At 66.3% G+C, this 14,807-nt stretch carries 18 protein-coding genes and 1 pseudogene; 17 read left to right on the top strand and 2 right to left on the bottom strand.

Annotated elements, in window-relative coordinates:
- Together AC1DDS_RS01625 and AC1DDS_RS01620 are read right to left on the bottom strand one after the other, a co-directional pair.
- A complete protein-coding gene (locus tag AC1DDS_RS01625) occupies window positions 1–1,317 on the bottom strand; it encodes a UDP-glucose dehydrogenase family protein (protein ID WP_477477296.1) in 1,317 nt (438 codons plus the stop codon).
- Window positions 1,318–1,494: 177 nt separating this feature from the next.
- Window positions 1,495–1,839, bottom strand: coding sequence for an MmcQ/YjbR family DNA-binding protein (locus tag AC1DDS_RS01620; protein WP_310418839.1), 345 nt, complete (start codon window positions 1,837–1,839; stop codon window positions 1,495–1,497).
- A gap of 409 nt (window positions 1,840–2,248) precedes the next feature.
- Between AC1DDS_RS01620 and AC1DDS_RS01615 the strand changes: the two genes are divergently transcribed.
- The 17 genes and pseudogenes from AC1DDS_RS01615 to AC1DDS_RS01535 all read left to right on the top strand — a co-directional run bounded on the left by AC1DDS_RS01615 (window position 2,249) and on the right by AC1DDS_RS01535 (window position 14,738).
- Window positions 2,249–3,013, top strand: a complete 765-nt coding sequence (locus tag AC1DDS_RS01615) for a hypothetical protein (protein WP_477477295.1) — start codon at window positions 2,249–2,251, stop codon at window positions 3,011–3,013.
- A 146-nt stretch (window positions 3,014–3,159) separates the two neighbouring features.
- A complete protein-coding gene (locus AC1DDS_RS01610) occupies window positions 3,160–4,362 on the top strand; it encodes a DNA-packaging protein (RefSeq protein WP_477477741.1) in 1,203 nt (400 codons plus the stop codon).
- A 174-nt stretch (window positions 4,363–4,536) separates the two neighbouring features.
- Complete coding sequence (locus AC1DDS_RS01605; RefSeq protein WP_477477294.1) at window positions 4,537–5,190, top strand: hypothetical protein; 654 nt, start codon at window positions 4,537–4,539, stop codon at window positions 5,188–5,190.
- Window positions 5,191–5,385: 195 nt separating this feature from the next.
- Window positions 5,386–6,555 (top strand): phage portal protein, encoded by a 1,170-nt coding sequence (locus tag AC1DDS_RS01600; protein ID WP_477477293.1) that lies wholly within the window; start codon window positions 5,386–5,388, stop codon window positions 6,553–6,555.
- Between the two features lie 304 nt (window positions 6,556–6,859).
- Complete coding sequence (locus tag AC1DDS_RS01595; RefSeq protein WP_477477292.1) at window positions 6,860–7,168, top strand: DUF6107 family protein; 309 nt, start codon at window positions 6,860–6,862, stop codon at window positions 7,166–7,168.
- Between the two features lie 314 nt (window positions 7,169–7,482).
- Window positions 7,483–8,040 (top strand): HK97 family phage prohead protease, encoded by a 558-nt coding sequence (locus AC1DDS_RS01590; RefSeq protein WP_477477291.1) that lies wholly within the window; start codon window positions 7,483–7,485, stop codon window positions 8,038–8,040.
- 19 nt (window positions 8,041–8,059) lie between these two features.
- The gene (locus tag AC1DDS_RS01585) at window positions 8,060–9,304 is read left to right on the top strand and encodes a phage major capsid protein (RefSeq protein WP_477477290.1); all 1,245 of its coding nucleotides are present in this window, start codon (window positions 8,060–8,062) and stop codon (window positions 9,302–9,304) included.
- A 321-nt stretch (window positions 9,305–9,625) separates the two neighbouring features.
- Window positions 9,626–10,195, top strand: coding sequence for a head-tail connector protein (locus AC1DDS_RS01580; RefSeq protein ID WP_477477289.1), 570 nt, complete (start codon window positions 9,626–9,628; stop codon window positions 10,193–10,195).
- A complete protein-coding gene (locus tag AC1DDS_RS01575) occupies window positions 10,195–10,527 on the top strand; it encodes a phage head closure protein (RefSeq protein WP_477477288.1) in 333 nt (110 codons plus the stop codon). Before AC1DDS_RS01580 ends, AC1DDS_RS01575 begins: the two co-directional genes overlap by 1 nt.
- A complete protein-coding gene (locus tag AC1DDS_RS01570; protein ID WP_477477287.1) occupies window positions 10,527–10,925 on the top strand; it encodes a DUF3168 domain-containing protein in 399 nt (132 codons plus the stop codon). Before AC1DDS_RS01575 ends, AC1DDS_RS01570 begins: the two co-directional genes overlap by 1 nt.
- Before the next feature lie 253 nt (window positions 10,926–11,178).
- Window positions 11,179–11,586 (top strand): phage major tail protein, TP901-1 family, encoded by a 408-nt coding sequence (locus tag AC1DDS_RS01565; RefSeq protein ID WP_477477286.1) that lies wholly within the window; start codon window positions 11,179–11,181, stop codon window positions 11,584–11,586.
- Complete coding sequence (locus AC1DDS_RS01560) at window positions 11,586–11,936, top strand: gene transfer agent family protein (protein WP_477477285.1); 351 nt, start codon at window positions 11,586–11,588, stop codon at window positions 11,934–11,936. The genes AC1DDS_RS01565 and AC1DDS_RS01560 overlap by 1 nt, the downstream gene beginning before the upstream one ends.
- Before the next feature lie 17 nt (window positions 11,937–11,953).
- A complete protein-coding gene (locus AC1DDS_RS01555; RefSeq protein ID WP_477477284.1) occupies window positions 11,954–12,235 on the top strand; it encodes a rcc01693 family protein in 282 nt (93 codons plus the stop codon).
- Window positions 12,232–12,767: pseudogene (locus AC1DDS_RS01550) on the top strand (phage tail tape measure protein). Before AC1DDS_RS01555 ends, AC1DDS_RS01550 begins: the two are co-directional and overlap by 4 nt.
- Before the next feature lie 9 nt (window positions 12,768–12,776).
- Complete coding sequence (locus AC1DDS_RS01545) at window positions 12,777–13,415, top strand: phage distal tail protein, Rcc01695 family (RefSeq protein ID WP_477477283.1); 639 nt, start codon at window positions 12,777–12,779, stop codon at window positions 13,413–13,415.
- Window positions 13,412–14,302 (top strand): DUF2163 domain-containing protein, encoded by an 891-nt coding sequence (locus tag AC1DDS_RS01540; protein WP_477477282.1) that lies wholly within the window; start codon window positions 13,412–13,414, stop codon window positions 14,300–14,302. The genes AC1DDS_RS01545 and AC1DDS_RS01540 overlap by 4 nt, the downstream gene beginning before the upstream one ends.
- Window positions 14,295–14,738 carry an NlpC/P60 family protein gene (locus AC1DDS_RS01535; RefSeq protein ID WP_477477281.1) on the top strand — a complete coding sequence of 148 codons (444 nt, stop codon included), beginning with the start codon at window positions 14,295–14,297 and terminating at the stop codon, window positions 14,736–14,738. Before AC1DDS_RS01540 ends, AC1DDS_RS01535 begins: the two co-directional genes overlap by 8 nt.
- Window positions 14,739–14,807: the final 69 nt, after the last annotated feature.

Below are 14,807 nucleotides of genomic sequence, written 5' to 3'. Positions count from 1 at the left end.
TCAGTCCCTGTCGCTGCCGCGGCCGACGCCGACATACTCGAACCCGTGCCGTCGCACTTCCTGCTGGGGGTAGACGTTGCGCAGGTCGACGAAAATCGGCGAGGCCATCGTTGCGTGCAGCCGGCGGAAGTCAAGCGCGCGAAACGCGTCCCATTCGGTGACAAGCACCAGCGCCTCCGCCCCGGCGGCGATGGCGTAGGGGTCGCTGCCGAACTCGACCCCCGACAACAGTTGCTCCGCCCCCTTCATGCCTTCCGGATCGAAGGCGGCGACGCGGGCGCCGTGATCCTGCAGGGCCTGGATGATGGTGAGGGACGGTGCCTCGCGCAGGTCGTCGGTGTTGGGCTTGAAGGTCAGCCCGAGCACGGCGATCCGCTTGTCGCGCACCGAGCCGCCGCAGGCGGCGATCACCTTGCGGGCCATGGCGCGCTTGCGGTTGTCGTTGATGGCGACCGTCGTCTCGATCAGGCGCACGGGGCTTTCGGCGTCGCACGCCGTCTTGACGAGCGCGAGCGTGTCCTTGGGGAAGCAGGAGCCGCCATAGCCCGGGCCGGCATGGAGAAACTTGTCGCCGATGCGCTTGTCGTAGCCGATGCCTCTGGCGACCTTCTGCACGTCCGCGCCGAGGCTTTCGCAGAGGTCGGCGATCTCGTTGATGAAGGTGATCTTCATGGCGAGGAACGCATTGGCGGCGTACTTGATCAGCTCCGACGTGCGGCGTTCGCAGAAGAACAGCGGGCCTTGATTGAGATGAAGCGGCCGGTAGACTTCGGTCATCACCGCGATGGCGCGCGGGTCCTCGGTGCCGACGACGATGCGGTCAGGGCGCTTGAAGTCGCCGATTGCGGCACCCTCGCGCAGGAACTCCGGGTTCGACACGACCGACACGTCGGCCTCGGGATTGGTCTCCCGGATGATGCGCTCGACCTCGTCGCCGGTGCCGACCGGGACGGTCGACTTGGTAACGACCACGGTGTAGCCGTCGACGGCCTTGGCGATCTGGCGCGCTGCCGCGTAGACATAGGTGAGGTCCGCATGACCGTCGCCGCGGCGCGAGGGCGTTCCAACGGCGATGAACACGACGTCGGCCCAGGCTACAGCCGCGTCCAGGTCCGTGGCGAAATTCAGGCGGCCGGATTCACTGTTCGATGCGGCCAGTTCCTGCAAGCCCGGTTCGTAGATAGGAATCTCGCCCTTGCGCAGCGCCTCGATTTTCTCGGCGACATTGTCCACGCAGACGACCTCATGGCCGAAATCGGCAAAGCAGACGCCGGAAACAAGACCGACATAGCCGGCGCCAATCATCGCAATTTTCATAGGCTCGCTTTCGATTGCCTGGGTTGAGTCGTGTGAAAGGACTCTTTTCGTCTCAATATGGAGGATCGCCGAGGGCCCGGCGATCCAGCGCGACTCTTATTCACCCGGGTAAAGAAAGGAAATCACAAATTTCAGCCGCGTTGTCCTCGGTGTGGAAAGTGGCTTCAAACGGACGTCTCAGTGCCTAGTGGCACCGTCATTTTCGCCGGCGGTGGCCACGGGTGCAACATTGCGCCAGGCCGTCTGGACGATGTGGTGGACGGTGTCGACCTCGGCGCTGTCGAAGTAGAGAGAGGTCCAGCCCCTGTGGCCCCAGCCGCCGGGAACGGCGGCGCACAGGCCGGGTTGCGTTTCAACCAGCATGGCCTGCTGGTGGCGCGTCAGCTTGCAAACGGCGCGACCGGCCTCCGGCAGGGTCAGGAAGATGCGGCCTGCCACCCGGAAGTCGCGCTTGCCGAAATGGGCATTCTCCTCGGTGCCGGGCAGGGCCAGCGCCATCTGAACAAGATCCTCGGACGTCATGCAAAAAAGTAGCACGGATCTGGTCCGCCCGGAAGGCAACAGCTTAGGGAGCAAGGTGCGGCCGCGAGAAGGGCTTCTCGCAAAATAGGAAAAAAATCCTTGACAGCGTGACGGCGGTTTGCTAGTGTTCGGTTACAGTCGGAAAAGTGCGGGCGGAGAGATCGCCCGACGACCGGAAGTCGCGGCGAGGTCCCGGAAGAAGAAGAGATCGCTACCGGGGAAACGCGTCGACGACGCAAACGTTGGTATCGGCCAGATTTGCCGGGAGGCTTTCGGCCAGTCCGGAGCCCAACAGCGACCGGTTTCCACCAAGGTGATATCCGCCCGCCGGCTGGCTGGCACAGAGCTGAGGCAGAAGCGCCCATTCTCACCGGAATGCGGCGCTTTTTTCATTTCCGGAGCAATGGTCATGCACACCTTCGATGACATCGATGCCGACCTTTTCGGCGTGCCCGCAACAGACCTTGCTTATGATGGCGGCACACGGCCGGACCGCTGGGAAGAAGGCCGCGTCGAAACGGCGACCGTACTCCTCGACATGAAAGCGGACAGCGGTGGCGACCCGCTCGATGAGATGCAGACGATGCTCTCCGAAATGACGAAGGAGCTGCGCGAGCGCTTCCAGCGGTTCCAGAGCCAGCGCCGCACGGCGGAGCACGTTGCGGATGCGGCCGAAGGCGAAGCAGACCGCAAGCTTGCCCAGGCGGACGCGAAGGCGGCGATCGAGGCCGTTTCGCTGATCGTGCGAACGCTGGAAAAGATCGACAGCCTGCAGCGCGCAATCCTAAGCGAGCGGCGCGATGCCGACGAGCGTCGCGGCGAGGTTGCCGACTACGATGCGGTGGTCGCCGAGTTCGACCGCCGGGTCAATGCGAAGGTGCAAGCCTACATCGAGCAATGGAAGGCCGATCATGAGCGATGCGGAACGGGGTCGGCCGCCGATCCGGGAATGGGGCCGGCAAAGGGGGCCGGCAAAGGGGGCTGGCGAAGACGGAGCGAACGGCCCGTGAGCGGCGCCGGCTCGCAAGGAACATTCGCAACGCACTCCAGGACATGGCGGGCCGCATGGCAACAGAGGTGGAGCGGATCGGCGAACGGCATGAGATGCTCCGAATGGGCGTCCTCGAACAGGTCGACCGCCTGGAGCGGGGCAGCCACGAAGGCGGCGCTGTAACGGCCCCCGTGGCTGACGGGTACGATGCGGACGCTGCTGCCTCCATTCGCCCGGGACCGCTCGACGCTGATGGGCACGCCCCGCCGGAGAACCGCCCACTCGATTTTGGAGACCCGTCCTCCACCGCACAGGTCCTCAGCCGGGCGATGCGGCTTTGGCCGATGGAGCGGCATCCGGCGCAGGAGGAGCCCGAGGGGGACTGGCGGGTGTGGCTGTTGATGGGCGGCCGCGGATCGGGCAAGACGCGCGCCGGCGCCGAGTGGGTGCACGAGAGCGCGCTGCGAGAGCCGAAACTGAGGATCGCGCTGGTGGCGGAAACGCTGGGTGACGCGCGCGAGGTGATGGTCGACGGCGTATCGGGCATTTGCCGGATCGCGCGCGGACAGCGCCCGGAGTTCGAAGCCTCGCGCCGGCGGCTGGTCTGGCCGAACGGTTCGATCGCGCAAATTTTCTCGTCCGAGGATCCCGAAAGCCTGCGCGGGCCGCAATTCCATCTTGCCTGGTGCGACGAACTGGGAAAGTGGCGCCACGCGCAGGAGACCTGGGACATGCTGCAATTTGCCCTCCGGGTCGGCGAACGGCCGCAGGCGCTGGTGACGACGACCCCCAGGCCGATCCCGTTGCTGAGGGCGATGATGGCCGATCGGGGAACCGTGCTGCGGCGGATCCGAACGGGCGACAATGCCAGGAACCTTGCCACGGGCTTCCTCGAAGCGATGGCGGAGCGCTATGGCGGAACGCGGCTGGGCCGCCAGGAACTCGACGGCGAGATGATCGCTGATCGCCAGGACGCGCTGTGGAGCCGGGCGCAGATCGAAGCGGTGCGCCAGCGTCTGCCGGGACCGCTCTCCCGGATCGTCGTGGCGGTCGACCCGCCGGCGACGGCATCGAACCAATCCTGCTGCGGCATCGTCGTCGCCGGACTGGACGGAACGGGCAGGGCGGTCGTGCTGGCGGATGCCTCGGTGACCGGGGCGAGCCCGGCTGGCTGGGCGAACGCGGTGGTGCGCGCCTTCCGGCACTTCGACGCTGACCGGGTCGTCGCCGAAGTGAACCAGGGCGGCGACATGGTGCCGGCCATGTTGCGGAGCATCGATGCGGTTCTGCCGGTGACGATGGTGCGCGCGACGCGCGGCAAGTTCCTGCGGGCTGAGCCGGTCGCAGCCCTCTACGAGCAGGGCCGGGTCGTGCATGCGGGCAGTTTTCCCGAGCTGGAGGACCAGATGTGCGACTTCGGGCCGGACGGCTTATCCTCCGGTCGGTCACCCGACCGGCTGGACGCGCTTGTCTGGGTGTTGACGGCGCTGGTGCTCGACCGACGGGGCGAGCCGAAGATCCGCGGCGTGTAATGCAATCATAAGATGTTTTGTTATATTAATACAGTTAATGCGTGCAAATTTGCGCGGATCGTGATTTAATCTTCGCCAACTGGACATCGATTGATCGCAACCGGAGCGGTGGAGCAATTCTCGACCGTGCTGCACGCGCCTTTACGCCTTGGATTGATGGGGATGGAGGGAAGAATGCCGATCAACAGGAAGTTCTTCTTCAACCGGGTGCGGATGCACCTTTACAAGCATGGCCTCGACCAGGAGGCCGTCGACGGCCACACGGCAATCCTCGATCGTTGGGAGAAGAGCCTTCCCAAGGAAGACGACCGCTGGCTCGCCTACATGCTGGCGACCGTCTACCATGAAACCGGGCGGAGAATGCAGCCGGTGGAGGAGGACCTGAATTACTCCGCCAAGCGTCTGCTCGAGGTCTTTCCGAAGTATTTCCGAACTGCCGAGGAAGCCGCGAGCTATGCCGGCAAGCCGGACAAGATCGCCAACCGTGTCTACGCTAACAGGCTCGGCAACGGGGACGAGAAGAGTGGCGACGGCTGGCGCTATCGCGGCCGCGGGCTGGTGCAGATCACCGGCAAGGTGAACTACGCCAAGTTCAAGATCGCCGGTTCCCCGGATGACGCGCTCAAACTCGATGAGGCCCTGGCGATGCTGTTCGAGGGCATGATCAAGGGCGTCTACACCGGGTACGCGCTGAAAGATTTCTTCGAGGGACGCAAGGAAGAATGGGTCGAGGCGCGACAGATCATCAACGGGTTCGATCGGGCGCAGGAGATTGCCGACTACGCCCGCCACTACTATTCGGCGATCTGCTACACGACGGGCTCTTGATCGAGCCGGCTGGCCGCGCCTGAAGCGTGAAATGCTCTCTTCCGCAGCCCTTGGCGCGGTCCTGACGTGGGCCTTGTGGGCGAGGCTTGCGCCGACGGGTCAGGTCTGACGGCATACCCACTTGCCGCGGCTGTACGCGCGACGCTCGTAGTCGCGACCGCGAGCCGGCATATGCCCATCAACGAGGACATTCCGATGAAACTTCCGTTCTTTCTGCCCTGGCGGCGCGCCGGGGCGAACCGCGTTGGCGTTCCCGAGACCAAGGCGACCGGGTTCGTGACCCTGACCGCCGAGGGGCGGGCACGGTGGTCCAGCCGCAGCTACGCCTCGCTGGCCCGCGAAGGGTTCATGAAAAATCCGGTGGCGCACCGGGCGGTGCGGATGATCGCGGAAGCCGCGGCCTCCGTGCCCTGGCTGACCTACCAGGGTGATGAGGAACTGGCGGACGATCCGCTCGGAGCGCTGCTGGCGCGGCCGAACGGCCGGATGGGCGGCAACGAGTTCTTCGAGGCGCTCTACGGACACCTCGTGCTTTCCGGCAATGCCTTCGTCGAGGGCGTCCGCATCGGGACGGGCTTGCGCGAACTGCACCTGCTGCGTCCTGACCGGATGCGGGTGATCGAGGGGCGCGATGGCTGGCCCGAGGGCTACGAATATCGCGTCGGCGCCCAGGTGCGGCGCTATCCGGCCGGCGATGCGGCGGGGGGCGAGGGCGACAGCGTTCTGCACCTGCGGCTGTTCCACCCGCTCGACGACCATCTCGGCTTCGCCCCGCTGGAGGCGGCTTCGGTGGCGCTCGACCTCTCCAATGCCGCGGCGCATTGGAACAAGGCGTTGCTCGACAATTCGGCACGGCCCTCCGGCGCGCTCGTCTACCAGCCGAAGGACGGCGGCAACCTTTCATCCGACCAGTATGATCGGCTGAAGGCGGAACTGGAGGACGGCTATTCCGGACCGGCGCGGGCCGGCCGGCCGATGCTGCTGGAAGGCGGGCTCGACTGGAAGGCGATGGGGATGAGCCCGCGCGAGATGGATTTCATCGAGGCGAAGAACGGGGCAGCGCGCGATATCGCGCTCGCCTTCGGCGTGCCGCCGATGCTGATCGGCATTCCGGGCGATGCGACCTATGCCAACTACCAGGAGGCTAACCGCGCCTTCTGGCGGCTGACCGTGCTGCCGCTGATTTTTCGCACCGCTTCGGCGCTGTCGGCCTGGCTGTCGGAAGGGCGGGGGACGGCGGTGCGGCTTGCGCCCGACCTCGACCAGGTGTCGGGACTTTCTGCCGAGCGTGGCGAGTTGTGGGCGCGGGTGGAGGCGGCGAGCTTTCTGAGCGACGAAGAGAAGCGGCAGGCGGTGGGGTATTGATCACGGCTGCCACGGGCTTTCGTCACGAGCGGTCAGCCTGCTTCACACGCGGTGCTCTTCGCCGCTGATCGGAAAATTTACATAGCGGAAACAACGAGTTGAAGGTGGTCCCTGAATCGAATTGGGCGACAGTTGAATCGTCCTGTGCAATTGCTGAATCGACCTCTGAAGAGACGCAGGCAAGCGATTCAAAAGACTCCGCATTTCTCAGATTGACGCAGACTGAGACCTGGCCGCCGCCACGAGGGCGGGTACCCACTACCGCTTTCAGTCGAATTTCAGAATAATCTGAAAGGCTTAACGAATGGCTGACTTCGGAAACGACGCGCCGCTCTGGGCGGCGCGATGGGTCGGCTCGGCTGCAGGGGCGGCCGTGTCGCTCGTCTACATGCTGCCTAAGGGGCGCCGCGAGGCGGCCTCGCGCTTCTTCACCGGGGTCGCGTGCGGAATGATCTTCGGCGGGCCGACGGGGGTGTGGATCGCCGCCAAGCTCGACATCGCCGCCTTCCTCTCTCGCCATGAGGTGACGCTTGCCGGCTCCGCCGCCGCCAGCCTGACGGCCTGGTGGGGGCTCGGCGTGCTGATGCGCGCGGCGGAAAGGATGCGGCAGTAGGCAAATCAGTGGTCGGCGGGACGGCCGGTGGCAGCCAGTCGGGTCGTCGCCCCTTGGCTGTTTCTGAGATCGTGGTTGCCCCTCATCCGCCTGCCGGCACCTTCTCCCCGCAGGCGGGGAGAAGGAAGCGTGCCGCGAGGTCTTAGTTTTCTCAGGGTTTTGCGGTTCGCCGCGGGTTGATCCCCTCTCCCCGCTCGCTGGGAGAGGGCCAGGGTGAGGGGCAAGCATCCAACGTCACGGCCTTCGGTAAGGCTTTCGCTCGACAGCCGAGGCACGCCAGAAGACAGAAATCGTTCCAGCATCGGAGACCCCCCATGACCACTGACAGGCTGCCGGTCTGGCGGACGAAGAAATATGCGGACCTGACGCTTTCAGGCGTGACCGGCGACGGGATCTTTTCCGGCTATGCGAGCCTGTTCGGCGAGGTCGACCTCGGCAAGGACGCGATCCAGCCGGGGGCGTTCGCGAAGTCACTGGAGAAGCGCGGGCCTTCGGGCGTGCGCATGCTGTTCCAGCACGACCCGGCCGAGCCGCTCGGGCGTTGGCGGACGATCCGCGAGGACGCGCACGGGCTCTATGTCGAGGGCGTTCTGTCGCCGGGCGTGGCGCGGGCCCGCGAAGTGCACCAGCTGATGAAGTCCGGCGCGCTCGACGGGCTGTCGATCGGCTTCCAGACGGTTCGGTCCAGGACGGATCGCTCGACCGGGGTGCGCCGCATCCTCGAGGCCGATCTCTGGGAAATCTCGATCGTGACCTTTCCGATGCTGCCGTCGGCGCGGGTCTCGAACGTGAAGCATGCGCGGTGGTTCCGCGATCGCGAAACCGAGTTGGTCCGCACCATGCGGCGGGCGGCGCGGATGTTGAAACTCTAGCAAGCCAAGGAAGATCGATATGGAGAAACTGACCACCGCGCCCGAGATCAAGGCGGCGCCGGAAACGATGACGGCCGCCTTCGACGACTTCATGGAGGCCTTCGAGGCCTTCAACGAAACGAACGACCGCAGGCTCGGCGAGATCGAGCAGAAGCTGACCGCTGACGTCGTCACCCGCGACAAGCTGGATCGCATCAACAAGGCGATGGACGAGCAGAAGCGCGCGCTCGACCATCTGGCGCTGAAGAAGGCGCGCCCGGCCTTGTCGCGCGGGGGCGACAGCATCGAGGCCGCCGAGCACAAGCAGGCGTTCTCCGCCTATATCCGCCGCGGCGACGAGACGGCGCTGCGCGAGCTCGAGGGCAAGGCGATGTCGGTCGGTTCGGCGGCTGATGGCGGCTACCTGGTGCCGGCCGAGACCGACACGGAAATCGGCCGCCGGCTGTCGGCCGCGTCACCGATCCGCGCGCTTGCGACCGTGCGGCAGGTGTCCGCGGCGGTGCTGAAGAAGCCGTTCGCGACGAGCGGCATGGCAGCCGGATGGGTGGCGGAGACGGCGGCGCGACCGCAGACCGGCACGGTGCAGCTTGCCGAGCTGTCCTTCCCGACGATGGAGCTCTATGCCATGCCGGCGGCAACGGCGGCCCTGCTCGACGACGCGGCGGTCGATGTCGAAAGCTGGATCGCCTCGGAGGTGGACATCGTCTTCGCCGAGCAGGAGGGCACCGCGTTTGTTTCCGGCGACGGCGTCAATAAGCCGAAGGGTTTCCTCAGCTACACCAACGTCGCCGACAATGCCTGGAGCTGGGGCAATATCGGCTACATCGCCACCGGCAATGCCGGCGCCTTCAAGGCGGCGGGGCCCTCCGACACGCTGATCGACACGATCTACGCGCTGAAGGCCGCGCATCGCCAGAACGCCTCCTTCGTGATGAACCGCAAGGTGCAGGGCGAAATCCGCAAGTTCAAGGACGCCGACGGCAACTATCTCTGGCGTCCGCCGGCCGGCCCCGGCCAGCAGGCCTCGCTGATGGGCTTTCCGCTCGTCGAGGCCGAGGACATGCCGGATGTCGCCGCCAACAGCGTCTCGATCGCCTTCGGCGACTTCCGTGCCGGTTACCTGGTCGTCGACCGCACCGGCGTGCGCGTGCTGCGTGACCCCTATTCGGCCAAGCCCTACGTGCTGTTCTACACGACCAAGCGCGTCGGCGGCGGGGTGCAGAATTTTGAGGCGATCAAGCTGGTGAAGTTCGCCGCGAGCTGATTGTGGCGGGGGCGATTGCCCCTCATCCGCCTGCCGGCACCTTCTCCCCGCAAGCGGGGCGAAGGTGTGTTGCCGCGACGGCAAGCGTCCCCTCTCCCCGCCTGCGGGGAGAGGGCCAGGGTGAGGGGCGACGCTCGGCATAAGCGACCACAACCGGAATGACCATGTGTGTTTTGCCGTTTCGTGCCGGCGGCCGGTTTCCCGCCGCCGGGGCGAGGGCGGATGCGGTTTCCTCCCGCCGCATCCGTCCGTTTTTCCGCGGTCGCCTGTCCGCGTGTTGCTTCTTGAAATTGCGCTTTCTTCTTAATCGCGAGACCTGCCATGACCATTGTCGAACTGATGCCGCCGGGGGCGGAGCCGATCACGCTTGCCGAGGTGAAGGCGCATCTGCGCCTGGACGGAAGTGCCGAGGACGAACTTCTCGGGTCGCTGATCCGCACCGCGCGGGACCACCTGGAACGTGAGACGGGGCTGGCGCTGATCGCCCGCCCGTTTCGGCTCTACATCGACGACTGGCCGGAAGAACGGGTGATTCAGATTGCCAAGGGGCCGGTGCAAGCAATTGAAGGCGTTACCGTTTACGACAATGTTGGCGCGCCGCTTGAAGTCGGTCTCACCGGTGCGGTGCTCGATGGTAATGCAAGGCCGGCGCGGCTTCTCATGTCGGCCTTGCCGGCGCCGGGGAGGGCGCTGAACGGGATCGAGATCGACTTCACCGCCGGCTTCGGCGAGGCGGGGACGGACGTGCCGGACACGCTGAAGCGGGCGCTGATGATCCACGTGGCGGCGATGTACGAACTGCGCGGGGTGATGTCTGCCGACGATCAGCCGGGGGCAGTGCCCGCCGGCTACGACCGGCTGATCGCGCCGTTCCGGATGCGGAGGCTGTGATGAAGCGACCCGTCTTCGATCCCGGCGCCTTCACGGCGCGGCTGACCATCGAGCAGGCGGTGGAGGTTGCGGACGGCCAGGGCGGCGTGATCCGGACGCATGCGGCCGTGGGCGCCGCCTGGGCGCGGATCGAGCCGGTCACCGCGGACAGAGTTTCGGATGCCGGCGCGCAGGCGATGACGGTGACGCACCGGATTTGGTTGCGCCATCGCTCCGACCTGCAGAGCGGCATGCGACTTCGCAAGGGCGCGCGCCTCTTCGAGATCAGGACCTTCCGCGATCCGGACGAGACGGCGCGCTACATGGTCTGCGAGTGCGAGGAGACGGAATGATGAGCGCTGCCGCAACCCTGCAGAAGGCGATCCACCGGCGGCTTTCCGAAGACGCGGCGCTGACGGCGCTGATCGGCGCGGACGGCGTGTGCGACCGGCTGCTCGACCGGCAGCGAATGCCACTGGTCGTCATCGAGGCGATCGAGAGCCGCGATCTCTCGACATCGACGGATGAGGGTGACGAGCACTGGCTGACGCTGGTCGCCTGGTCGAAGGGGGGCGGGCACCTGGAGGTGCAGACGATCGCGGCAAGGGTTCGCGCGTTGTTGCACGACGCCGGCCTGCCGCTCGATGGATTTCACCTGGTGAGCCTGCTGCATCGTTCCACTCGCATCGCGCGGGAGGGGGCGAAGGCGGTCCACAAAGCCGAGATGCGGTTTCGGGCGGTTACGGAATAGACGGCATAGCCGGACGGCAGGATCGCTGACGACGGTTTCGCGCACGAGGGCTGTTCAGGTTGCTGGAAGCGGACCGTCGTGTCCGGCCATCCCGCACTCAGTGCCAGCCCGGGGCCAGTCCGCAGCCAGTTCGCAGGGAGTTTTTCGCGCCGCGGACGCGGCGCGGCTGGATCCCGGCTCGAGGCCGGGATGACGGAAGAAATCGCGGCGCTCTTTCGGAGCGCCTTTTTCGTTTCTGGAAAGGAGCAGGCGAATGGTGGCGCAGAAGGGGCGGGACCTCTTGTTGAAGGTCGAGGATAGCGGGAGCTTCGTCACGGTCGCGGGATTGCGGTCGAAGAAGCTTTCCTTCAACGCGCAGGCGGTGGACGTGACGGACGCGCAGTCGGCTGGGCGCTGGCGCGAACTTCTGGGCGGTGCCGGCGTGCAACGGGCGTCGGTGTCGGGAAGCGGCATCTTCAAGGACCAGGCGTCGGATGCGTTGGTGCGGGCGGCGTTCTTTGCCGGCGCGATCCTGTCGTGGGAACTGGTCATTCCCGACTTCGGGACGGTCGCCGGGGCTTTCCAGATCACCGCGCTCGAATATTCCGGAGCGCATGACGGGGAAATGCTGTTCGAACTGTCGCTGGAATCGGCCGGCGCTCTGACGTTCGCGGTGCTGTGATGGTCGGGCGAGCCAATCGCCGGCGGGGCGAGATCGAGGCGGTCTTCGACGGGGAGCGGCGGATCCTGTGCCTGACGCTCGGAGCGCTTGCGGAACTCGAGACCGCCTTTGAGGTCGACAATCTGGACGATCTCGCACGACGGTTTTCGCGCGGCGGCATCAGCGCGCGCGACATCATCCGTATTCTCGGAGCGGGCCTGCGCGGCGGCGGCAATCTCTACGGCGACGAGGACGTGGCCGGGATGATGACGGAGGACGGCCTCGAGGGCTCTGCACGCACGGTCGCGGCGTTGCTTTCGGCCACGTTCGGTTCGGGCGAGACCGCGGGAGACGGGCGAAAAAACCCTTAGGTGCCGCATCCGGCGAATTGAGCCGCGAAGCAGCACCCTTCCCCTGGGAGGCGGTGCTGCACGCGGGACTCTGCCGGATGCGGCTTGATCCCAAGTCATTCTGGACGATGACGCCGCTGGAGTTCGCGATCGCGGCCGGGCTTGGCGACGGCGGCGGTGGCGCGCCGGACCGGCGGGGGCTGGAAGCGCTGATGCAGGCGTTTCCCGATGCGCGGCTCCGAGCGGCAAGTACGCGAAATGAGGCGGACGACGATCATCCCGGGCATGGGGCGACATCCTTTCAAGGAGCGGAAAGATGACGGAAACGGATGGCAGGCCGTTGGCCGAAACGGTGGAGGGTGCGGAGGCGTTGAGGTCCGTCTTCGACGACCTCGAGGCGCGATCGCGTTCGTTCGGTACGGCGCTGACAGGCGCGCTGAAATCGGCGACGGTGGACGGACGCGGACTGGAGGATGTGCTGAAAGGTCTGGCCCTGCGCATCAGCAACATCGGGCTGTCGGTCGGCCTGAAGCCGCTCGAGGGTTTGCTCGCGTCCGGGATCTCCGGGCTGGCAGGCAAGGTGACGCCGTTTGCCAAGGGCGGCGTGGTCGCCGCGCCGACCTATTTTTCCTCCGGTGGCGGCTTGGGACTGATGGGCGAGGCCGGGGCGGAGGCAATCCTGCCGTTGCGGCGCGGCGCCGACGGATCGCTCGGCGTGGCCAGCGAGGGCGGCGGAGGAACCAGCATCGTCTTCACGTGACCGCCACGGATGCGGCAAGTTTCATGCGCTCGCAGGGACAGGTCGCCGCGATGCTGACGCGGGCGGTCGGGCGCGGGCAGCGGGGGCTCTGAGAGATGGCCATGACGGGATTTCACGAAGTGCGCTTTCCGCTGCGGATCGCACTCGGCACGAGCGGCGGGCCGGTGCGGCGCACCGACATCGTCTCGCTCTCCAACGGGCGGGAAAACCGGAACCGCCGCTGGCATGACGCCAGGCGGCGCTACGATGCGGGCTCCGGCGTCCGCTCCGTCGACGATCTCTATGCGGTTCTCGCCTTCTTCGAGGCCAGGGCGGGCCAGCTCTACGGCTTCCGCTTTCGCGATCCCGTCGATTTCAAGTCCTGCGCGCCGGCGGATACCGTCTCCGCGGAGGATCAGCAGATCGGAACCGGCGATGGAACGACCGCGGCGTTCCAATTGACCAAGACCTATCAGGATACCGGCGGGGCGACGACGCGAACGATTGCAAAGCCGGTGGCGGGCAGCGTCGTGGTCTCGGTTGACGGCATCGCCGTGCCGGCCGGGCAATATGCCGTCGACCACGCGAAGGGCGTCGTCACCTTCTCGGCGGCGGCCATTCCCAAGAGCGGGCGGACGGTGTGGGCGGGCTTCGAGTTCGACGTGCCGGTGCGTTTCGACACCGACCGCATCGACGTCGACCTGGCGCAGTTCAACGCCGGGCGCATTCCTTCCATCCCGTTGGTGGAGATCGCGCCATGAGACAGATCCCCTCGGGGCTTGCCGACCACCTTGCCGGCGACGCGACGACGGTCTGCCAGTGCTGGCGGGTGACGCGCAGGGACGGAACAATCCTGGGCTTTACCGAGCACGATCGCGACCTGGTGTTTGCCGGGCTCATCTATCGCGCCGCAAGCGGTTTCCAGGCGAGCGACGCCGAAACGGGCGCGGGGCTCGCGGCCGAGGCAAGCGAGATCGCCGGCGGCTTCTCGTCCGCCGCGATCAGCGAGGCGGATCTCGTCGCTGGACGCTATGACGGGGCGCGGGTCGAGGTGTTTCTCGTCGACTGGCAGGCGCCCAGCCGGCGGGTGCTGCTGCGCACCGGCGAAATCGGCGAGGTGACGCGGGCCGGTGCGGCGTTTCGTGCCGAACTGCGACGAATGACCCACGCCCTCGACCAGGTAAAGGGGCGAATCTATGCGCATCGTTGCGACGCCGTGCTCGGCGACGCGCGCTGTGGTCTCGATCTGGATGCCGCGGGCCTGAAGGGGAACGGCGCGGTCGCCGCGATCGTCGACGAGCGGCGACTGCGCGTGTCCGGTCTCGGCGGGTACAAGACGCAACACTTCCGCTATGGCCTGCTGACCTTCGTCGACGGCGCCAATGCGGGGCTGTCGGCGGATATCGAGGATCACCGCAGCGGCGGTGGCGCGGTGGAACTGACGCTTTGGCTGCCAACGTCGCTGACGCTGAAGCCCGGCGACCGGTTCACCGTCGTCGCCGGCTGCGACAAGAGCTTTGCGACCTGCAAAGAGAAGTTCGCCAACCAGATCAATTTTCGCGGCTTTCCGCACATGCCGGGGAGCGACTTCGCCTATGGCTATGCCGACGGCGACACGGTTCATGACGGGAGGCCGCTCTATGAGTGAGGACCGACACGCCGATGCCGTGGTTGCGATCGCGCGCGGCTGGATCGGCACTCCCTACCGGCACCAGGCGAGTCTGAAGGGCGTGGGCAGCGACTGCATTGGCCTCGTGCGCGGCGTCTGGCGCGAGCTTTACGGCCGCGAGCCGGAGGAGGCGGGACCATACCAGCCGGACTGGGCGGAGCGGGGTGGCGAGGACCGGTTGCTTGCGGCAGCGCTGCGCCATTTCGGGCCCGCGCTTGATTTGGCGCAAATGCTGGAAGGGGACGTGCTGCTGTTTCGCTGGCAAGCGGGCTGCCCGGCCAAGCATCTGGGCATTCTCAGCGGACCGGACCGTTTCATCCACGCCTACGAGCAGGCGGCGGTGATCGAGTCTTCGCTCGTGCCGGCCTGGCGACGGCGGATCTGTGCCGTCTTCCGGTTTCCAGAAAAGTGCTGAACCGCAGTTCACACCACCGTCATGCCGGACTCGATCTGGCATCCAGCGCGCTCAAGTCCTTGAGCGCGG

This window comes from Mycoplana sp. 10N416 (assembly GCF_056394765.1).
Note: the sequence above shows the minus strand (reverse complement) of the source record. Positions and strands in the feature narration are given on the sequence as shown.